This window comes from Sorangium sp. So ce117 (assembly GCF_051524395.1).
In the GTDB taxonomy this organism is placed as follows: Bacteria; Myxococcota_A; Polyangia; order Polyangiales; family Polyangiaceae; genus Sorangium; species Sorangium cellulosum_B.
Window position 1 is genome coordinate 8937627 of record NZ_CP150309.1, and the last position, 17582, is coordinate 8955208.

Genomic DNA, 17582 nt, shown 5'->3' on the forward strand with positions numbered 1-17582 from the left:
CCGTCGGCGTCGGGCTCGGGTTGTTGACGACGAGGTTCGACCACTGGGTCAGCGTCCCTGTCGCGGGGACGTTCCTCAGGAAGAAGCTCCCGGCAAAGGTCGGTCGACGTCGAGGGCGTGAACGCCAGGTCGTCGAGGAGGAACAGGGGCGCGTCGTACGTGGCGCCCGTCCGCAGGGAGATCCGGTTGCTCGCGACGACGGGCTGGTCAGACGTCACCTCGACCCACCCGTACGCTCCGGTGTTCGCGGCGTCGGTGTTCGGGATCGCGAGCCAGCCGGCGTCGCCGTACGAGCCCCACGCCCCCGTGCCCGGCACGGTGCGCGAGAGCGTCGCGAGCACGCCGCTCCCGTCATTCCTGTGGACCTTGACCGTGATGTGGGCGGGCACGGGTCCTGGGTTGACGACGTGGATGTTGGACCACTGGGTCTTGTTGCCCGACGCGGGCCAGTTCTTCAGGAAGTAGCTCGACAGCAGACGGGTCGACGGGCTCTTGATGAACGGCTCGTCCTCGAAGAGGCGCGCGGGCGCGTCGTACGTGCTCCCGTCGCGGATGGTGATCCGGTGCGAAGCGACGACGGGCGCGCTGGACTGTAGCTCGATCCACCCGACGGAGCGGTGACTCGCCGGGTCGCTCTCGGCGATGCCGTTCCAGGCGGGGTCGCCGTACGTGTTGTACGTCGCGAAGCCCGCGATCGTCTTCGAGACGACGCCGAGGAGCGGGCCTCCGTCGGTCGGGTGGACCATGAGCGTCACCGAGACTGGCTGCGCGCTCGGGTTGACGATGACGACGTTCGACCACTGGGTACGTCCGTCGGTCGTGGGCCAGTTCTTGACGTACACCGGGGAATGCTGGCGCTCGCCCGCATCGACGGCCGGCTGCGCCACCGACGCGAGCGGCTCCTCGTCCTCCGGGGCGACGCAGCCAGACGCGGCCACGGCCGCCAAGGTGATGCTCACGAGGGCGAGAGGGGAAATGAGTCTCAAGGGATGCCTCCTGTCTCTGCGTTCGTCGCTGAGCGCAGCCACCGCGGGGGCGCCGCCGCCCTTGCCGGACGGCGGGGCCGCGGCGCTGCGGCAACGCTGGCCAGTGCGCCTGAGCAGACGCTGTGCCACCGGGCTGAACGCCCCGCTCGACAGCGCTCCTACGCCCTCGCCCCGCGCTCGCTCCGGTCGCAGGTCGACGGTGACACAGCAAGCCTTGCGCAAGGCGCTCCGGGGAGACAGCAAGCCTTGCCTCGTCAGCAAGTCTTGCTGACTTCATGGCCAGCCCGCTCCAGGCCGCGGCGGTGACGACCCGGAACCCGGGCGCGGTCTCGTCAGCCGGCGGCGAGATCGCGTCCGGAACCCGCGGATCGTGATGGCCGTCTACAGGCCTTCCCTCGCAGCGCGGGAGGCCCTATGACGGCGGCATGATCGAGGGGATCGGCGAGGCGGTCATCCAGCGACCGCCGGAAGCCATCATCGACTTCGTGACGGACCTCCATCGGTACAAGCTCGCCGACTGGAAGATCGGCCGCGTCCTCGGCATGCGCCGCGAGGGCGACCGCATCTGGATGCGCCACGACGGCAAGCTGCGCGGCCTCCCGGGGCCGCCGGTGACGCTCGAGATGACGATCCTTGGCCGCCACGCGGTTCGCTATCGCAGCCTGCGCTCGTTCCCCGCTTGCCTGTTCCTCACCTTCGAGGGCGGCTTCGATCTCGACGAGACCGCCGTGGGCACCCGCGTGGTGCATACCGAGCGCTTCCGCTTCTTCGCGCCGTGGCGCTGGGTGATGGATCCGTTCCTGCGTGAATGGCTGGCGAGGGACGTGCGCGAGGAGATGGGGCGGCTGAAGACGCTGATCGAGGCAGAGCCCCTCGCGCGCCCGGCGCAGCGCGCTTTCCCGATGAACGATGCGAAACCCGCTCCCTGACCGCAGCTTGGCGCGCTCTGCGCCGCGCGGGGCCCGTATGGAGCACTTCACGCGTAAGTTGGTCATTGCCCATGAACGAACCCCGCCCATGGAGCCCAGCAGCGCAGTCGAAACTGCGGACGAACGGAAGAGGCCGCGCGTCGAGCTGCGCGCGGCGTCGCTCCCGCGATCGGAGTACTGTTGTACCGATGCGCCACCCGCCGGCCGATCCTCTTCGCTTGCGCCTGCTCCTCTCCATCGGCGTGGTCCTCCTGGCGGGGCCTGGGTGCAGCCGCGAGCCGGCGCCGGCGCCCCCAGCGGGGTCGGCGGCCGCGCGTCCGTCGTCGGAGACGCCGTCAGCGGGGCCGGTCGCGCCTCCGCCGCCCGCGGGAGCGCCGGGGAGCACCACCCGGGGCGAGATCGCGGGCGTGCGCTACCTCGAGCACATGACGGGCGGGGCGCGACCCGACGAGCGGGTGCCCATGATCGTCGCGCTGCACCCCATGGGCGGGGACCCCGCGGACTTCCTCCAGCTGCTCCGGCGCTACCGCCGCCGCGCACGGCTCATCCTCCCGTACGGCCACCCGAGCGGCGGGATGTACATCTGGTACGACTCCGTCGGCGACGACGTCGCCGCCCCCCTCGTCACGCGGGAAGCCGATCGGATCGCCGCCGCGCTCGCCGCCCTGGTAGCCGCCCGCCCCACTGTCGGCAATCCCCTCGTCACCGGCTTCTCGCAGGGCGGCATCATGACCTTCGCCCTGGCGGTCACCCACCCCGAGGCGCTGGCGGCCGCCTTCCCCATCAGCGGTCTGCTCCCGCCGTCGCTCTACACGTCGGCGGCGCTGAGCTCGGGGCCGCGCCCGGTGACGCTTCCGCCGGTCACGGCCTTCCACGGCGCCTCCGACCTGGCGGTGCCGACCCGAGGCGCGCGCGACTCGATCGCCGAGCTGCGGCGCGCCGGGTACACCGCGGAGCTGCGCGAGTACGTCGGGGTCGAGCACGACACCTCCGACGAGGAAGTGGGCGAGATCTTGGAGCGGATCGGGCGGGCCGCCGACGGCCTCGCGGACGCGGGCGCCTCGCGAGCGACGCCGGCTCACGGGGCCTCGGAGAACGCAAGCCAGTAGGCGAACTCGTGGCCCGGCTCCGCGTACTCGAACGAGCGGAGATTGCGGAACGTGTAATCCCCCGCGTGCGCGCCTGTGATGTGGATCGAGGCTTCCTCGCCGGCGTTCAATGTCACGGAGGACGGGCTCGCGTCCGCCATCGAGAACCGCAGGGCATAGACCGGGTTGCCGGCCTCGGTCGAGAAGCAGACGTCAAGGCGCTCCACGGTGAAGGGGTCGAACGCGGCGGTGAGCGCGTTGGGCCCGCCGGTGACGAAGCGCTCGTGCGCCGCCAGCCACACGCGGTCGTCCGTGGCCACCGGGTTCGAGAGGCCGCGCCATTCGGAGAGATTCTCGACGGTAAGGTGCATCGCGGTGTAGTCGTCGTAGTCGCCGTAGCCGCTCCGCTCGCGCTGGGCCTGGAAGTCGAACCGCACGAAGGCGCCCTCCGGGACGAGCACGTCGGGCAACCCACTTGCGGCGAGCGTCAGCGTGGTGAGCGCCTGGTCGCAATCCGCGTCGGGAGCGCATGAGTCGATGGTGATCTCGCCCGGTGCGGAGGAGACGATCCGCCCCTCGATCGAGCGCTGCGTCGGAGGGTCGCCCGCCTCGCCGGCCGGATCCTCGGAAGAGAAGGTGGTGCCATCCGCCGCGGACAGCGACCACGTGATCCGGTCCATCGCGGGAATCGAGCACTCGGCGGCGCCGCCGCCACCACCCGCGCCGCCGTCGATGACCTCGGAAGCGGTGCAGCCGGCGAGGAGAGAGAGCGAGAGCATGCCCAGAAGAAGGTCGTGTTGAATTGACATGACCTGCAACGTGGCAACCGTTGTGCCGCCCGAGAGCTCCCTCCCTCGCCGCGGATGGCGCCGTATTTCAGCCATGAGCAAGGACTACCGCCGGTCTGTGCCATGGTGTGTCGTGGCACAATTTGCCCCTCGGCCTGGCCCCTGTGGCCGCCGGGCCGCCGGGCGCAGCGGAGTTGCACCGGGCGCACACCTTCCGCCGCGCCGGCTTTCGACCTCTCGGGGACCTGCGATATCAACTCCTCGCGGAACCCGGGCGGACAGGGCAGTTACACAGGCAACGTCCTCCTGTCCCGGACCGGGGACACGTACCGCATCGCCTGGATCATCACGAAGGAATCCGGCTACGAGGGGATGGCGCTGCTCGACGACGTGGCCGGGGGTAAGTCTGCCCTGAGGCGCGTGCGCCGGCCGTCACGACGCGCCGCGAACCGCGACGGCGGCGGTTTGGACGAGCTCAATAGGGTACAGCTATACGGTAGGATGCCTTCCGCTTGGTGCTACGTCGCGGTAGTCCCAGGCGTTTCAGGCGTGGAAGACCTGCCTCATCGCATAAGGCCCCTCCTGCCAACAAATTCATACAGTCGGACTGCACGAGTCGGGAACGGCCATGTGAACGTTGACAGTTCGGAACGCGTTTGCTTGTCCTATCCGTTTGCGTCACTGCAACATTGACGCGCGAGCACCAAGGTGGCCGCTGCGGTTTGGAGGAGCAAAGATGAACCTTTCTAACATCTGGGTGATGGGCCTCGCCGTGGGCGTCTCGTTGGCTTTCGGAGCAGCCTGTTCCGGAACCGGCGATGACGGCGGAGGCGAAACGAGCAGCGGCGGCACGGTCATTCCTCCAGGTGCGGGCGGCGGCACAGCCGGCGGAGGAGCGGGCACCGGCGGAGGAGCGGGCACCGGCGGAGGAGCGGGCACCGGCGGAGGTCAGGTCAGCGGCAATGGCGCAGGCGGAAGCGGCAGTGCAAGCAACACGGGCGGCAGCGCCGCGGAGGGTGGGGCTACCTCGGGTTCGGGCGGTGAGACGGGCGAAGGCTCCGGCGGGGCCGCGCCCATCGATTGCGATTCCGACGGGGCAGTGATGACCTACCCTACCCTCCCCGGCGCCTCCGAGAGCCCGCTCTATACGGTGACGGCCAACGGGGCGGCGCAGTTCGTCGAAAAGATGACCAAGTTTGGCCAGGAGATGCAGGTGCACTACGCCCACTTCGGCGTGGCGAGCGGCTGCAAGGCGACCGTCGCCGTTACGGTGAACGGAGGCTTCAATTCCTACACCTTGAGCCCGAAGAGCCGAATGCTGTCGGCGACCAAGAACGGTGACACGCTCACCTTCGACAGCGGGCCCAACTACTTGATTCTGCAGATCGCCTCCAAGGAATTGCTGTTCGTCCTCATTGACGACCAGGAGGTCGATCCGCCGGAATTGGGCGATGCCGACGTGAAGAACCTCGCAGACTACGACGTGGACAACACGGGCGCTGCGCTCGTCACCTCCAAGGTGCAGTCCGCCATCGACGCCGCCTCCGGAGCCACGCAGAACGTCCTGTACGTGCCTCCCGGACGCTACAAGACCGGGGAATTGTGGCTGAAGAGCAACATGACATTGTATCTGGCGGCCGGCGCCATCCTGGACGGCTCGACCAGCACGGGCGACTACAATGGCACGGGCGCACCGGCCGTCGAAAACACCTCCCACGGCGTGGTTCACATGAACAAGGTGAGCAACACGAAGATCCTCGGCCGGGGAGTGATCGACGGCAATGGTTCGAGGATCCGTGGCACCAACAACGACACACCCTCTTTCAAGATCAACACCCTCCGGATCGACGACAGCACGGACGTGCTGGTCGACGGCATCGTCGTGCGCGATCCAGTCTTCTGGAACACGCTGATCTTCGACAGCGACAAGGTGACCATTCAGAACTTCAAGGTGATCAATCGCCGTCCCACCACGACAGCCTACAACCAGACCGACGGAGTGGACTTCGACTGCTCCACGAACGGCAAGCTCTACAATGCCTTCATCTACAGCGGTGATGACAGCATGTCGCCGAAGCGCGAGCAAGAAGGCAAGCTGGACACCAAGGCCATCACCTATGAGAAGGTGGTTGCCTACAGCAACTCAGCGGCGACGAAGATCGGAACCAAGACCTACGGTCAGGTGATCGAGGATATCACCTTCAAGGACATCGATGTCGTCAAGGCCGGCCGGGCCCTCGGGATCAACGCGGACGACACCGCTGTCATCCAGAACATCACCTGGCAGGACGTCAGGGTCGAGACGGTCGACGGCAGGATCATCGACTTCGAAGAAGATGCAACGGCGACCTGGCGCAACGCTCCCAACCGGGCCACGGTCAAGGAAGTGTTCATCAACAATGTTGCCTCCGCCGTGAACAAGGAGATCTACATTCACGGCAAGTCGAGCACCGTGAACATCAATGGGATTCACTTCGACAATTTCACCATCCAGGGCAACAAGGTCACGAGTCGAAACGGCTGGAACGTGAACCAGTACGTGTCCAACATCACGTTCAAGTGAAGGAACGCCGAAAGTCTGGTCCTTGCCTCCGACCTGCGTGAGGGCGCCAAGGATCGTCGACCCCGCCCATGACCGCGAAGCCGACCGCGCCGTCAACGCCGCCGGCGCCCACGCCGCCCAGGTGACGAAGCGAACCCGTCAGATCTTGTCGGGGCACTCGATGTGACAGATCCGCAGCGCGTTCGTCAGCGACTGCTCGACCGCCTTGCGCGGCTTCAGCGCTCGTCGGCGCCGATGTCGATGCGCGCGCCGCTCGTCCGCGCGCCGCCGTCGATGTCGGTGGCGCCGCTCCGGCTGCCCAGATCGATGCCAGCGTCGACGGCAGGCGAGCCGCTGGTCAGGTGGAGGTCCGACGGGGGACCGACGAGGAGCGGGTCGACGAACCTCGCGTGCGGGTCGGAGAAGGCGCCCGCCGAGCTGCGGCTCGCGCCGAAGAAGATGTTGTTGTCGACGGTCACGTTCCTGTTGTTGCTGCCGCTGCTCACGTAGTCGTTGCCCGACGTGGCGCGGAGGATGTTGTTCTGGATGAGCACGCCGTTCGCGTTGTTCTGGAGGATGATCTCGCCGCCGGCGCCCTGGTAGAGCGTGTTGCTCAGCACCGCGATGTCCGCCGCGTTGCCCCTGCTCGTGTCGTAGCCGCCGATCATGATGTTGCCCTGGTAGCTCCGCGACACGAAGTTGTTCCGCACGGTGATGTTGCTGGTGGTCTTGCCCGCGTGCTCGCTGGCGATCTCGATGCCGATGTCGCTCGAGTCCACCTTGTTTCGCTCGATGACGATGTCCTTGCCGCCGTCGACGTAGATGCCGTCAGCCGACCGCTCGCCGTCGTACGCGGGGTTTCCGGCCGAGGAGATGTTGTAGACGATGTTGTCCACGCACACGCCGTCTCTCGCCTGGTCCGAGCCCGAGGGGCCCGTGCCCTCGAAGCCGATGAAGTCGATGCCGATGTTGTCGTTGTCGTGGACCGTGTTGCGCGAGACGACGAACTTGGTGACGTTGCCGTTGAGGACCATCGCCTCGCTCGAGCCGAGCTTGCAGTCCCGGATCTCGTTCCCGTCGATGAGGAGGTCGGTCATCGGCGTCGCGGACGTCCCGTAGAAGGCGATGCCGTGGGCGTCCTGGGAGCTCTCGATGTGGTGCACGAGGTTGTTGCGGATCTCGAGGAAGCTCGAGCTGCCGCTCACGCTGATGCCCATCGGCGTGTCGCCGCTGCCCTTGAAGTTCTGCACCGTCATGCCGGTGACCTTGATGTAATTCTTGCTGGAGATGTCGATGCCGACGCCGCTCTTGCCGGTCCCGTCGAGGATCGCGCCGGCCTCGCCCTCGAGGGTGATGCAGCCGGCTGCAGCGGTGCCGCCCCTCGTGAAGGAGACCTTCTCGTTGTAGGTGCCCGCCTTGACGACGACGGTGTCGCCTGCGGCCGCCGCGTTGAGGCCGGCCTGGATCGTCCTGTGGTCGCCGCCCGATGGAGCGACGGTGATGGTCCTGCCGATCGAGCGATTGCCGCACGCCCCGGCCACCGGGCTTGGGGGGTTGGGGTCGGGGTCGGAGGTGGAGCCGGCGTCGCCGCACACGCCAGGCGACCCGCCACCGCCGCACGTCTGGGTGCCAGAGCACGTTCCACAGCTCGCCACGGTGCGGGGGTCGCCGCAGCTGTCATTGGCGGAGAGCGGGCCGCAGCTCCTGGCGAGCCGCGAGCAGAGCTGCGCGTCGGTCTCGGGGACGCACTCGGGCGGCGGCGCGCTGGTGAGGGTGGCGTTGAGGACCAGCAGGTCGACGTCGGACGCGTCGGCGGTGCTCGTGGTTCCATAGCGGATCTTGAGCTTGCCGCCCGACACGAACCGAGCGTGCGGGGACGGGAGCGCGATGGTGGCGGCGCTCCAGGCCCAGGACGAAGCGAACGCGTTGTCGCCGATCTTGACCCAGGTGCTGGTGCTGTAGTCCCAGGCGTCGAAGGTCCAGAGCATATCGGCCTTCGCGGGTCCTCGGTAGTTCACCGACAGGCTGAGCGCCGAGACGTCGGCGTCCGAGGCGCCGGCCGGCAATGCGTACTCGCACTGAGCCTGGCTGCCGGGGTTGAACTCGACATACTTGCTCCACGTATCGGCCGCGCCGCTCAGATCTTTCGTCGCCAGGGCCTGAGCGCCCTGGCCTCCGGTGGACCCCTTGAGGACGGTCAGCTTCGAGCAGGTCATCGTCGCGCTCGAGGCGAGCCCGGCGCCGAGCGTGTCGGCGTCGGACTCATCGGGTCCGCCTTGCGTCGCGCACGCGGGAAAGAGCCCGACGGCGAGCAGCAGGGCGCCGGGCGGAGCGTACCGATGCATCGTGGGAGTCATCCGGTTCTTGCGCGATCGGTTCATGGGTCGTGGTCCTCGTTGTTTGGCTCATGACGCTGGAGTCGCGTACACGACGCGTGCACCAGGCGCTTCGACGCGAGGACATTGCAAGCAGGCGGCCATGACGCTCATCGTGGGGGAACCACGAGGCGATCACCTCGATGGCGCGATTCGATGGCTGGAGCGATCACGCGATCTTGCGCAGCGATCGTACGGTTGCGCATCGTTCGGACAGCCGTCGGTTCGCGAGGCATCGGGGGGGCGAGCAGGGGTTTAGCACGAGCGAATAAGGCCGGTGGTAGTGGATTTCCGCCGGCAACCTGGGTCGGGTCGCCGACCGCAACCTGGGTCAGGCCGCTGGGCCGCCGCCGGTCGGCCAACCCCGGCCGGGTCTCCATCCGCCCTAGCGTCGAAGCGTCCGTTATAGTAGACACTCCACATGACGGCGAAACGCTCGGAGTGGCCGCTCGCGCGGCTCGGGGTTCAACGGTGGTCGCACGCACCCTGAAGCTGGGCGCGTTCATGCGCCCGGTCAGCATTCACACCGGCGCCTGGCGCTACCCAGGGGCCTACCCGGACGCGAACTTCAACTTCGCGCACCTCAAGCGCTTCGCGCAACGCCTGGAGCAGGCTCGCTTCGACGCGTTCTTCATGGCCGATCACCTGGCCGTGTTGAACATGCCGCTCAACGCCCTCGTGCGCAGCCATACGGTCACGTCGTTCGAGCCGTTCACGCTGCTCTCCGCGCTCGCCGGCGCCACCGAGCACATCGGCCTGGTGGCGACCGCGTCGACAACGTTCGATCAGCCGTTCCACGTGGCCCGGCGCTTTGCGTCCCTCGATCACCTGAGCGGCGGGCGCGCCGGCTGGAACATCGTCACCACCGCGAACCCGGACGCAGCCCTGAACTTCGGGCTCACCGAGCACGTCGAGCACGACGAGCGCTACCGGCGCGCGCGCGAGTTCTTCGACGTGGTCACCGGGCTCTGGGACAGCTTCGCCGACGATGCGTTCGTGCGCGACGTCGAGGCCGGGATCTACCTCGACGCGGCGCGCCTGCACGTCCTGGATCACCGGGGCAAGCACTACTCGGTGCGCGGTCCCCTGAACATCGCGCGCCCGGTCCAGGGCTGGCCGGTGATCGTGCAGGCGGGCGCCTCGGAAGCAGGCCGGCAGCTCGCGGCCGAGACCGCAGAGGTCGTGTTCGCGGCGCAATCCACGCTGGAAGGCGCGCGCCGCTTCTACGCCGACGTCAAGGGCAGGCTGGAGCGCCTGGGGCGGCACCCCGACACACTCAAGATCTTGCCGGGCGCGCTTGTCGTCGTGGGGGACACCGTCCAGGAGGCGCAGGAGAAGCGCGCGCGGCTCGACAGCCTCGTGCACTTCGACAGCAGCATCGCCTCGCTCTCGATCGCGCTCGGCTGCGACGCATCGCGGTTCGATCCGGACGCGCCGCTCCCCGAGATCCCGCCCACGAACGCCGGCCAGAGCGGGCGCGAACGCGCGATCGAGCTGGCGCGTCGAGAAGGGCTGACGGTGCGGCAGCTCGCGCAGCGCCTCGGCGGCTTCGGGGGGCTCGCGTTCGTCGGCACGCCCGGGACCATCGCGGACCAGATGGAAGAGTGGCTGGTCCAGAACGGCTGCGACGGCTTCAACATCATGTTCCCCTACTTGCCGGGCGGCCTCGACGATTTCGTCGATCGCGTCGTCCCCGAGCTCCAGCGCCGGGGCCTGTTCCGGCGTGAGTACGAAGGGCGAACGCTGCGCGAGAACCTGGGGCTCGCGCGGCCCCCCAACCGATTCTTCCCGACCCCCGCCGCGGCGCGCTGAGCGCTGAGCGCTGAGCGCTGCCGGGGCGCCCGTCAGCTCGCACCACCGGGACGCCGGCGTCCGGGAGGTCATCCCCCAGGATGCCACCGCGATCGAGCCTCCGATGTTTCGTCCCCGATTCCAGCCATGCGCCGGCGGCGTGACGCTCAGTCGTCCGCGCCCCTGCCGCGCAGCACGCGGGCGAAGAGCGATCGCAGCGTCCCTATCCCGAGGAGGCGGACGAAGCCGAGCGTCCCGGCCACCGCCGAGAGGACGAGGAGCCACAGCGGCCCATGGAAGAGGCACGCTCTCCAGAGTGGCCATGCCCCCGGCATCGCGAGCCGCGCGAGCTCGAAATCGAAGGCGGGCAGCGTCTCCCGCTGAAAGATCCCGATCACCAGGCCGACCGGCGTGAGCACCAGCGTCAAGAACGCGAGCACCTGGTTCAGGAGATCCGCCCGCCGGTCCGAGAGGTACTCGTCGATCTCGGTGATCTCCGCCTTCACCTCGTCGAAGAGACCCCCGATGTCGAGCGCCGCGCGCAGGCCGCAGTAGAACCGATCGTGCCGCTCCTCCGAGCTGATGTGGCCGACGCTGAACCTCGCGGTGTACTGGAGCAGCGACAGCCGCATCCGACCGAAGACGCGCGCGTCGGGGCGGCTCGAGAGGCGGGCGCACTGGCTCGACAGGTTCAAGAGGAAGAGCCGCTCGTGCTCGACCAGGATCCATTTGTACACATATCGTTCGAGCACGGCCATGTCGAACTGCCCGAGCTGTCCTGGCGGGTCGAGCGGCCAGAGCAGCCATGTCACCCCGATGGGCGAGAACAGACAGAGCTCCCGCGCGGAGGGCTCCCACATCGCCTTGTGCCCCTCGATGCAGCAGTCCTCCTGCGAGGGCTCGATCGGCTGATCGCTGCCGTGCGAGAGCCGCAGGCGGTAGCGATCCGCCGGGCCCGGCATCGCCTCCGTGAAGAGGACGTTCACCGCCATGGGGTTTGGCCAGCTGCCGATCGGCGCCTCGACGGGCAGGCCTGGCACGAGCAGCGTGAGCCAGTCCCGCAGCGTCGTGCCCTTGATCGCGGCCTTCTCCGCCATGGCGACGAGCGGGTGGGGCCGCGTCTCGCCGTCTCGCCCCGCCTTCCGCCGGGGCATGCGCTCCGGCAAGAGGTGGTTGTACCCCCGCCGCACGACCGCCGTGTAGAAGTCCTGGAACGCGCCCAGCGTGAGCGTCGTCGGGCGCACGCCGAGCACCACGAAGACATGGCCTGTCTCGATCACGTAGAGCCGCGGTGGGACCACGACCTTGAACGGCATGCCCGGATCTATGCCCCTCTCGGACGGCTTCTTCTTGACCGGAGCCCTCGATTCGTCCCCGTCCGCTTCATCCGCGGAGGCAGGCGCGGCGGCCCTCCGCGGCTTCGGCGGGCGCTCGAAGACCCAGCGCGCGCGTGGGTCGAACAGGTTGCCGAGCGTGGCTGTGGGCTCGTAAGCGCGGAGGAGGCGACCGCCCTGCACCTGGACGTTCAGGTGCGGGAGCAGCGTGGGATCGTCGATGCGCTTCGGGCGAAAGTTGCCTTCTGCGAGGAGTCGGCGCTCGAACGCCTCGAGATCGAAGGCGCCCTGCTCGCTGTCGGGGTGCCGGTAGGAGACGATGAGGAACAACGTCGACCGCTGTCCGATGGGAGCCTCGCCGGCGGTGAGGGGCGCCTCGTCGAGCGGCTCAGCGGGGAGCATGGCCCTTCGCCAGGACACGGCGCATCGCGCCGGATCCCGCCGGACGCCCCTCGCGATCGGGCACACCGATCCACGCGCGGCAGGCGGAAGATGGAACCGCGCGCGGGGTTCGGGCGCACGTGGACATGAAAGCCTTCATTCGAGGCGAATACTACGTGCAGTTCGCCTGCGGAGCACAGATTTCGGCTGGCCGACGTGTTCTACCACAGGCCCCTCCCTCACCGCTCGAGCCGACGTCCGAGCAGCGCACACCCCTCTCTGCCCTCGCCGCGTCCCGGTGAGCAGGTTCTACCTCCCGCGGCGCGCAGGAGATATCCTGCGTCGCATGCCTTCCCCTCCTCGTGCACCTGCTTCTCCTTGCTGCCCAGGATCAGACGCTCCCGCACCTCTGGTGCTAGTGAGCGCAGCAAGGATTCACCCGCTTGTAGCGCCAGGGGTGCGCTCAGCAATTCGACCGCCTTCTGCTCGACTTCTGGGGGAAGCACACCGCAATGTGCCACCACCCCCTGAATTGCCGCAGCGACGTGGCTGGACGTGGAGTTACGCTCATTGCACCTCACGATGCCGTCGACGAGAAGACGACAAGCCCCTTGTTCCTTCTTGATCGCCGCAGCTGCCAGCCGGCAAGCCAAATCGTGAACATTGGCGTGCTCCTCTCGAGTCCGAAACAGATGCGCAATCGCGTGCAGATCTGAAAGTACGCAATGAACGAGCTCCTTGGCGCTGCCCTCCTGCGCGATCGCGTCAGCCACGGTGGTGACTGGCAGCTCGCCGAGAGCCATGCGTCGGACGACGGCGCCCAGATGCGCTTCCCATCGCAGACCATTCACCTCTATTGAAACGGGTCTGTAGCGAAAGCCCTGGCCTCTGAGAAAACCAACGAGTTCATGGCGCCCAATCCCAAGCTTCAAGTAGACGTCCCCAGGAATTTGTTGCGTCTTGGTCAAGACCTTCTTCTCTGCGTCGCTGAGCTCAGCCAAGACCGGACCGCAAGGGAAACGTTCCGCTGGCACGAGGAACGTGAGAGAGAATGCCGAATACTGTGCGCGCGCGGACTGGTCGGAAGTCAGCAAACGGAGAGCGAACGAGGCGGGCTCTACTGTCCTCGCAACTTCGAGCAGGTCATAAGCGACGTCCCTGGTGGACAGTCGACGCTTGCCGTACGCCAGACCCCATCCCTCCGGAAAGGCATCGGGGCGTTCAACGAAATCGAGTAGAGCGTCGAGCGTGTCTGGATCGAGCATCTGCCCGGACAGGGTCAACGCGCCGATGTTGAACAGCTGAGCCAATCGCTGTTCCGGGTTTCCTGCAGCGGTGGCCGGAAGCACGAGCAGATCCGAAGCATGAACACCCAGTGATCTGTGGCGGCTCAAGAACAATCGCAGGATTGCGGTAGCGGTAGAGTCCGGGTCATGCGCGATGACGTGCGCGACCTCATCAGCATGATCCCGCCGCACATTCTTTGTGGCGTTGAGCGCGAGCGCCGCCACCGTGCGACCCTCTGGCTCACCACCGCGCATGAATGGAATGATCTGATCCGCCTCGAGCCGCCAATCTTCAGGCTCTCGAGGTCGATCGGTGGCTTCGTCGATCGGACAAAACAGAAAGAGACCAGACGCGATGCCCAGCCGAACGTACGTTGCCAAGTAGACCCCGCGAAGCGGATCTCGCGCAGCGCGAGCGCAATCGAGCAGGACCCGCGAAGCTTCACTCAGCACGTCGGGGTGAGTTTCGATTTCGTCGAAGAAGGGGCTTCTCGCAATGACTTCCCATGCAGCGTCACAGCTGCCTGCTGCCCTGAGACGGAGCTTCAGCTCACGCGCGAGCGGGTCCATCGTTTCATCTACCTTCCACAGGCGAACCAGGGTCAGGTTGCCCCAACCACGGGGTCGCCGCCTGCGTTATGCGCTACGGCCGCGAGCGGACGCAGAGGACGTGCAGCGTGCTCTCCAGGGTAACACTTGCCGTGAACGCGGTCGCCTCGGCGGTACCGGTGGCAAAGTCGAGCATCCAAGCCGAATTCGAGTCGGTGGCCTCGAGCGACGAGGTCCAGAAGGTGATATGCCCGGATACCGCTGCTGGAAAGCTGGGAAAGGCGCTTTGGTCGATCCATGGACCATTTGGCTTTGAGTCGAAGATGAGAGTATGCAGCTCCTTCAAACTGGGAACTCGAAAACCACCGCCATCCAGTTGCAACCCTGCACACATCGAAGCGGCATCAGCGTAAGTTTTCTTGCTCGTTGCTCGCGTCCAGGTGAGGCCGGTGCCCAAGTCCCTCGCCAAGTCAGGTGTGAGCTCGTAGCGACTGCCGTCGCTGTCGGGGACCCCTCCCCCGCGAACGCACCGCACCCTGCCCGGGCCCGCGCTGGTGGGCGATCGCACACGAAGGCCTCCATCACTGCCAAGGCGAAAGAGCCGCTCAGGGTTTCCCGACCAAAGTACAAATTCACCGTCTATATCCGAAAAGGCCCCTGGGTCGAAGGAGGGAGGCTTTCTCTGTAGATCGAGCAAACTGACCCCTTCAATACGGGTGGGCAGTCGCCAATCACAGTGCCCGCCCAGGATGAGCTCAGCGCAGTATTCCGCAGCATGCTCATCTGTGAGTGAAACCGGCGCTGGTTGCCGCTGCCAGTCGAGTCCGGTGATCTCGTCGTGGGTGACCTCCTCGTCCACCCGATATTGAACGGAGTGGTCTTCCCCGGTCGAACCGGGCATCGGCCACCGCGCCATCTGGAAGAGAGCAGGATCGGAGGAGGAGCAGTTCTCGGTGCCGTCGTTCTTGGTGCCGTCGTTCTTGGTGCCGTCGTTCTTGGTGCCGTCGTTCTCGGTGCCGTCGTTCTCGGTGCCGTCGTTCTCGGTGCCGTCGTTCTCGGTGCCGTCAGGGCTCTCGGGTGAGGTCGGATCCTGGTCGGTACTGCAATTCTCCCCGCAGATCTTCGGCGAACTCGCCTCAGACGAGTTGTCACAGCCCACGATAGTGAACCCCAAGAAAAGGAAAGGGGCGAAAATCGACCGCCCCTGCCCTCGCCTTCTTTTCTTCTCATCAACGGATCGCATCAAGGTAGATTGAACCATTGGAAGGCGCATCCAAGTAGAAATCGACGCCGATTTCTCTGGCGGATAGCAAGAGCAAACGCGTTCCGCAAAGTCAAGACTCCCGGAGCCGTTCCTGACTCGTGCAGTCCGGCTGTACGAGCTCATCGACAGGGCGGGCCTTCTGCGATCAGGCAGGCCTTCCACTCGTGGCCAGACAACCATGCGCTGAAGCACAGAGAGCTGAAGATCACAGGGGGAGCGTGGGCTGACTTCGAGCTCTTCTCGGTTCGCTGAGTCCAGCCACCTCGGCTGGGATCGCGTGGGTCAGCTCAGGGCCGGGGTGAGCTTGGCCAGCTGTGCAACGCCCTCCTGGAGCGTGATCGCCCGCGTGCCGAAGCGTCCGGTGTAACTCGAGTCGTCCACGAGGTAAGGTTGTTCCCATTGTGGCAGCATCTCCACGATGCCGCCCGCCGACCTGGAGAACAGGCCTGCCACGCGCAAGAACCAGCGTCTGGCCACGATCGGGCGCACCGCCACGTGCATGGCATGGGCCACCGCTTGCACGAGCTCGCGCTGGCTCACGTGGATGACCGGCGCATGAAACACCCTGCCCTCCACGTCGTCGCCCGCGAACGCCAGCTTGATAAGGCCGTTCACCACGTCGTCGCGGTGCGTGAAGGCGTGCGGCGCGTCGGGGTCGCCGATCAGCATCGGGCGCTTCCCGTTCTTGAGCCCGCGCAGCCCATCGCGCGTGAGCAGGGCGCTGGTGAGATCGGGCCCCCAGAAGTCGCTGGCGCGGAAGATCACCGCGCGCAAGGTGCCCGCGCGCTGCGCTGCCGTGTACAGGTCGGCTATCTGCATGCGGATCTTACCTTTCTCGGTCTCGGCCGCATGGCGCGTGTCGGGCGAGAGCGGGCCCTCGCGCAAGGTGTACAGGTAGAGCGCGTCGAGCAGCACCAGGCGCACACCGGCGCGGCTCGCCCCCTCGATCAGGCCACGATGGAGCGGAGGCAAGGTCTCGGCCCAGACGTCGGCGTCATAGGTGGCGGGATTGACCGCGGCGATCATGGCGCGCGCACCACGCGCGATCTCCGCGAGCGCCTCGCCATCGCGAGCGTCGACCGAACGGTGCTCCACGCCCATGGGCATGGAAGCGGGCTTCGTGCGGCTGCACCACGTGACCCGGTGGCCGTCTGCGGCCAGTTGCTCCACCAGGGGCGTGCCGATCTGGCCAGCGCCGACGACCACGACGTGCTTGGGGCTTTCCGTTTCGCTGCGCTTCGACATGGGAACCTCTCCTCGGTCCTCAACATGCCCTGCTCTCGACCATGCCGAAAATCGATTGTCGGCCTATCATGTATGCTTACAAAGCATGGATGCCCCCGTCGACCTCTTGCCCGCCCTGCTCGCCCTGCTCGAGACCGAGAGCGTCACGCTGGCCGCTCGCCGCATGCGCGTGGGCCAGCCCGCCATGAGTCGCACGCTCGAAAAGCTGCGCCAGGCCACGGGCGACGAGCTGCTCGTGCGCACGGGCAGAAAGCTCGTGCGCACCCAGCGGGCCAGCGAGATCTTGCCCGAGGTGCGTTCGCTCCTGGCGGGCGCCCAGCGCGTGCTCGGTCCACCCAGCGCGTTCGTTCCGCGCACGGCCCAGGGCGTGGTCACGTTCGCGTTCGGCGACGACATGCAGGCCGTCTTGGCGAGCCATTTGCTCGAACGCATGCGCGCGGCGGCGCCCGGGCTCGACATCCGCGTGCGTCCGCTGGTGCTCGAGAGCGCGCACGAGGCCGTGCGCGGCGTGGTCGATCTGGCGGTGCTGCCCGACCTGCGGGGGCAGGTTCGCATTCCCATGCTCGACGAGCTGGTGATGAGCGTGCAGTACACGCGCCGCTTCGTCACGGTCACACGCAAGCGTCAGAAGCTCACACTCGAAGCGTTCCTCGCGGCCGAGCACGCGCTGGTGTCGCCAGGCGGCGAAGAGGGCGGCCACGTGGACGACGCGCTGCGCGCCATGGGCAAGCGCCGGCGCGTGGCGGTGACGGTGCCGAGCTTTCAGGCAGCCATCACGCTCGTGCGTGCGTCGGATCTGGTCGCCACGCTGCCCGACGACATCGTGCGGGTGCTCGCTCCCAGTCTGCACCGCCAGGCCTGTCCCGTGAGCACGCCCGAGCTGCCCATGTGCGTGGTCTGGGCCCGGCGCTTCAACCAGGACGCGCGTCACCGCTGGCTGCGCGAGCTGGTGAGCGAGGTGGTGCGCGAACTCGGCCGCGGCTTTCCCGGGCGCGCGGAGTGACGAGCGAGCGGCTTCGGACGG

The 17582-nt window shown here is 67.1% G+C and carries 13 protein-coding genes; 7 read left to right on the forward strand and 6 right to left on the reverse strand.

The features are described from left to right. The first annotated feature begins 117 nt into the window (after window positions 1-117). The 4 genes from WMF46_RS33495 to WMF46_RS33510 all read left to right on the forward strand — a co-directional run bounded on the left by WMF46_RS33495 (window position 118) and on the right by WMF46_RS33510 (window position 3024). On the forward strand, window positions 118-465 hold the full coding sequence (locus WMF46_RS33495) for a hypothetical protein (protein ID WP_437980920.1): 348 nt from the start codon (window positions 118-120) through the stop codon (window positions 463-465). Between the two features lie 30 nt (window positions 466-495). Then, a complete protein-coding gene (locus tag WMF46_RS33500) occupies window positions 496-621 on the forward strand; it encodes a hypothetical protein (RefSeq protein ID WP_437980921.1) in 126 nt (41 codons plus the stop codon). A gap of 790 nt (window positions 622-1411) precedes the next feature. After that, a complete protein-coding gene (locus WMF46_RS33505) occupies window positions 1412-1915 on the forward strand; it encodes an SRPBCC family protein (RefSeq protein ID WP_437980922.1) in 504 nt (167 codons plus the stop codon). A 188-nt stretch (window positions 1916-2103) separates the two neighbouring features. Further along, entirely contained in the window at window positions 2104-3024 is a 921-nt protein-coding gene (locus WMF46_RS33510) for an alpha/beta hydrolase (protein ID WP_437980923.1), read from the forward strand. On the opposite strand, the gene WMF46_RS33515 is transcribed toward WMF46_RS33510, so the two are convergent. Continuing rightward, window positions 2994-3812 carry a hypothetical protein gene (locus WMF46_RS33515; protein ID WP_437980924.1) on the reverse strand — a complete coding sequence of 273 codons (819 nt, stop codon included), beginning with the start codon at window positions 3810-3812 and terminating at the stop codon, window positions 2994-2996. The genes WMF46_RS33510 and WMF46_RS33515 overlap by 31 nt on opposite strands. Window positions 3813-4527: 715 nt before the next feature. Between WMF46_RS33515 and WMF46_RS33520 the strand changes: the two genes are divergently transcribed. Continuing rightward, window positions 4528-6354: a glycoside hydrolase family 28 protein gene (locus tag WMF46_RS33520; RefSeq protein WP_437980925.1), complete on the forward strand. Its 1827-nt coding sequence runs from the start codon at window positions 4528-4530 to the stop codon at window positions 6352-6354. Between the two features lie 215 nt (window positions 6355-6569). On the opposite strand, the gene WMF46_RS33525 is transcribed toward WMF46_RS33520, so the two are convergent. After that, window positions 6570-8714 (reverse strand): choice-of-anchor Q domain-containing protein, encoded by a 2145-nt coding sequence (locus WMF46_RS33525; protein WP_437980926.1) that lies wholly within the window; start codon window positions 8712-8714, stop codon window positions 6570-6572. Window positions 8715-9212: 498 nt separating this feature from the next. On the opposite strand from WMF46_RS33525, the gene WMF46_RS33530 reads away from it, so the two are divergent. Further along, on the forward strand, window positions 9213-10520 hold the full coding sequence (locus WMF46_RS33530; RefSeq protein WP_437987959.1) for an LLM class flavin-dependent oxidoreductase: 1308 nt from the start codon (window positions 9213-9215) through the stop codon (window positions 10518-10520). Between the two features lie 146 nt (window positions 10521-10666). Here WMF46_RS33530 and WMF46_RS33535 read toward each other — a convergent pair whose 3' ends face one another. The 4 genes from WMF46_RS33535 to WMF46_RS33550 form a co-directional block, all read right to left on the reverse strand. Next, complete coding sequence (locus WMF46_RS33535) at window positions 10667-12235, reverse strand: hypothetical protein (protein WP_437980927.1); 1569 nt, start codon at window positions 12233-12235, stop codon at window positions 10667-10669. Window positions 12236-12453: 218 nt separating this feature from the next. Then, window positions 12454-14070, reverse strand: coding sequence for a hypothetical protein (locus WMF46_RS33540; RefSeq protein ID WP_437980928.1), 1617 nt, complete (start codon window positions 14068-14070; stop codon window positions 12454-12456). 73 nt (window positions 14071-14143) lie between these two features. Beyond that, window positions 14144-15208, reverse strand: coding sequence for a DUF1566 domain-containing protein (locus WMF46_RS33545; RefSeq protein WP_437980929.1), 1065 nt, complete (start codon window positions 15206-15208; stop codon window positions 14144-14146). Between the two features lie 387 nt (window positions 15209-15595). Further along, on the reverse strand, window positions 15596-16558 hold the full coding sequence (locus tag WMF46_RS33550) for an NAD(P)H-binding protein (protein ID WP_437980930.1): 963 nt from the start codon (window positions 16556-16558) through the stop codon (window positions 15596-15598). A gap of 85 nt (window positions 16559-16643) precedes the next feature. On the opposite strand from WMF46_RS33550, the gene WMF46_RS33555 reads away from it, so the two are divergent. After that, window positions 16644-17561, forward strand: coding sequence for a LysR family transcriptional regulator (locus WMF46_RS33555; protein WP_437980931.1), 918 nt, complete (start codon window positions 16644-16646; stop codon window positions 17559-17561). The last annotated feature ends 21 nt before the right edge of the window (window positions 17562-17582 follow it).

What these genes read in the sequence shown, in the direction of transcription:
- WMF46_RS33510 (WP_437980923.1), top strand. Translation starts at nt 2,104, where the DNA reads ATGCGCCACCCGCCGGCCGATCCTCTTCGCTTGCGCCTGCTCCTCTCC.
- WMF46_RS33530 (WP_437987959.1), top strand. Translation starts at nt 9,213, where the DNA reads ATGCGCCCGGTCAGCATTCACACCGGCGCCTGGCGCTACCCAGGGGCC.
- WMF46_RS33540 (WP_437980928.1), bottom strand. Translation starts at nt 14,070, where the DNA reads ATGGACCCGCTCGCGCGTGAGCTGAAGCTCCGTCTCAGGGCAGCAGGC.
- WMF46_RS33520 (WP_437980925.1), top strand. Translation starts at nt 4,528, where the DNA reads ATGAACCTTTCTAACATCTGGGTGATGGGCCTCGCCGTGGGCGTCTCG.
- WMF46_RS33500 (WP_437980921.1), top strand. Translation starts at nt 496, where the DNA reads ATGAACGGCTCGTCCTCGAAGAGGCGCGCGGGCGCGTCGTACGTGCTC.
- WMF46_RS33535 (WP_437980927.1), bottom strand. Translation starts at nt 12,235, where the DNA reads ATGCTCCCCGCTGAGCCGCTCGACGAGGCGCCCCTCACCGCCGGCGAG.
- WMF46_RS33555 (WP_437980931.1), top strand. Translation starts at nt 16,644, where the DNA reads ATGGATGCCCCCGTCGACCTCTTGCCCGCCCTGCTCGCCCTGCTCGAG.
- WMF46_RS33515 (WP_437980924.1), bottom strand. Translation starts at nt 3,812, where the DNA reads ATGTCAATTCAACACGACCTTCTTCTGGGCATGCTCTCGCTCTCTCTC.
- WMF46_RS33525 (WP_437980926.1), bottom strand. Translation starts at nt 8,714, where the DNA reads ATGAACCGATCGCGCAAGAACCGGATGACTCCCACGATGCATCGGTAC.
- WMF46_RS33550 (WP_437980930.1), bottom strand. Translation starts at nt 16,558, where the DNA reads ATGTCGAAGCGCAGCGAAACGGAAAGCCCCAAGCACGTCGTGGTCGTC.
- WMF46_RS33505 (WP_437980922.1), top strand. Translation starts at nt 1,412, where the DNA reads ATGATCGAGGGGATCGGCGAGGCGGTCATCCAGCGACCGCCGGAAGCC.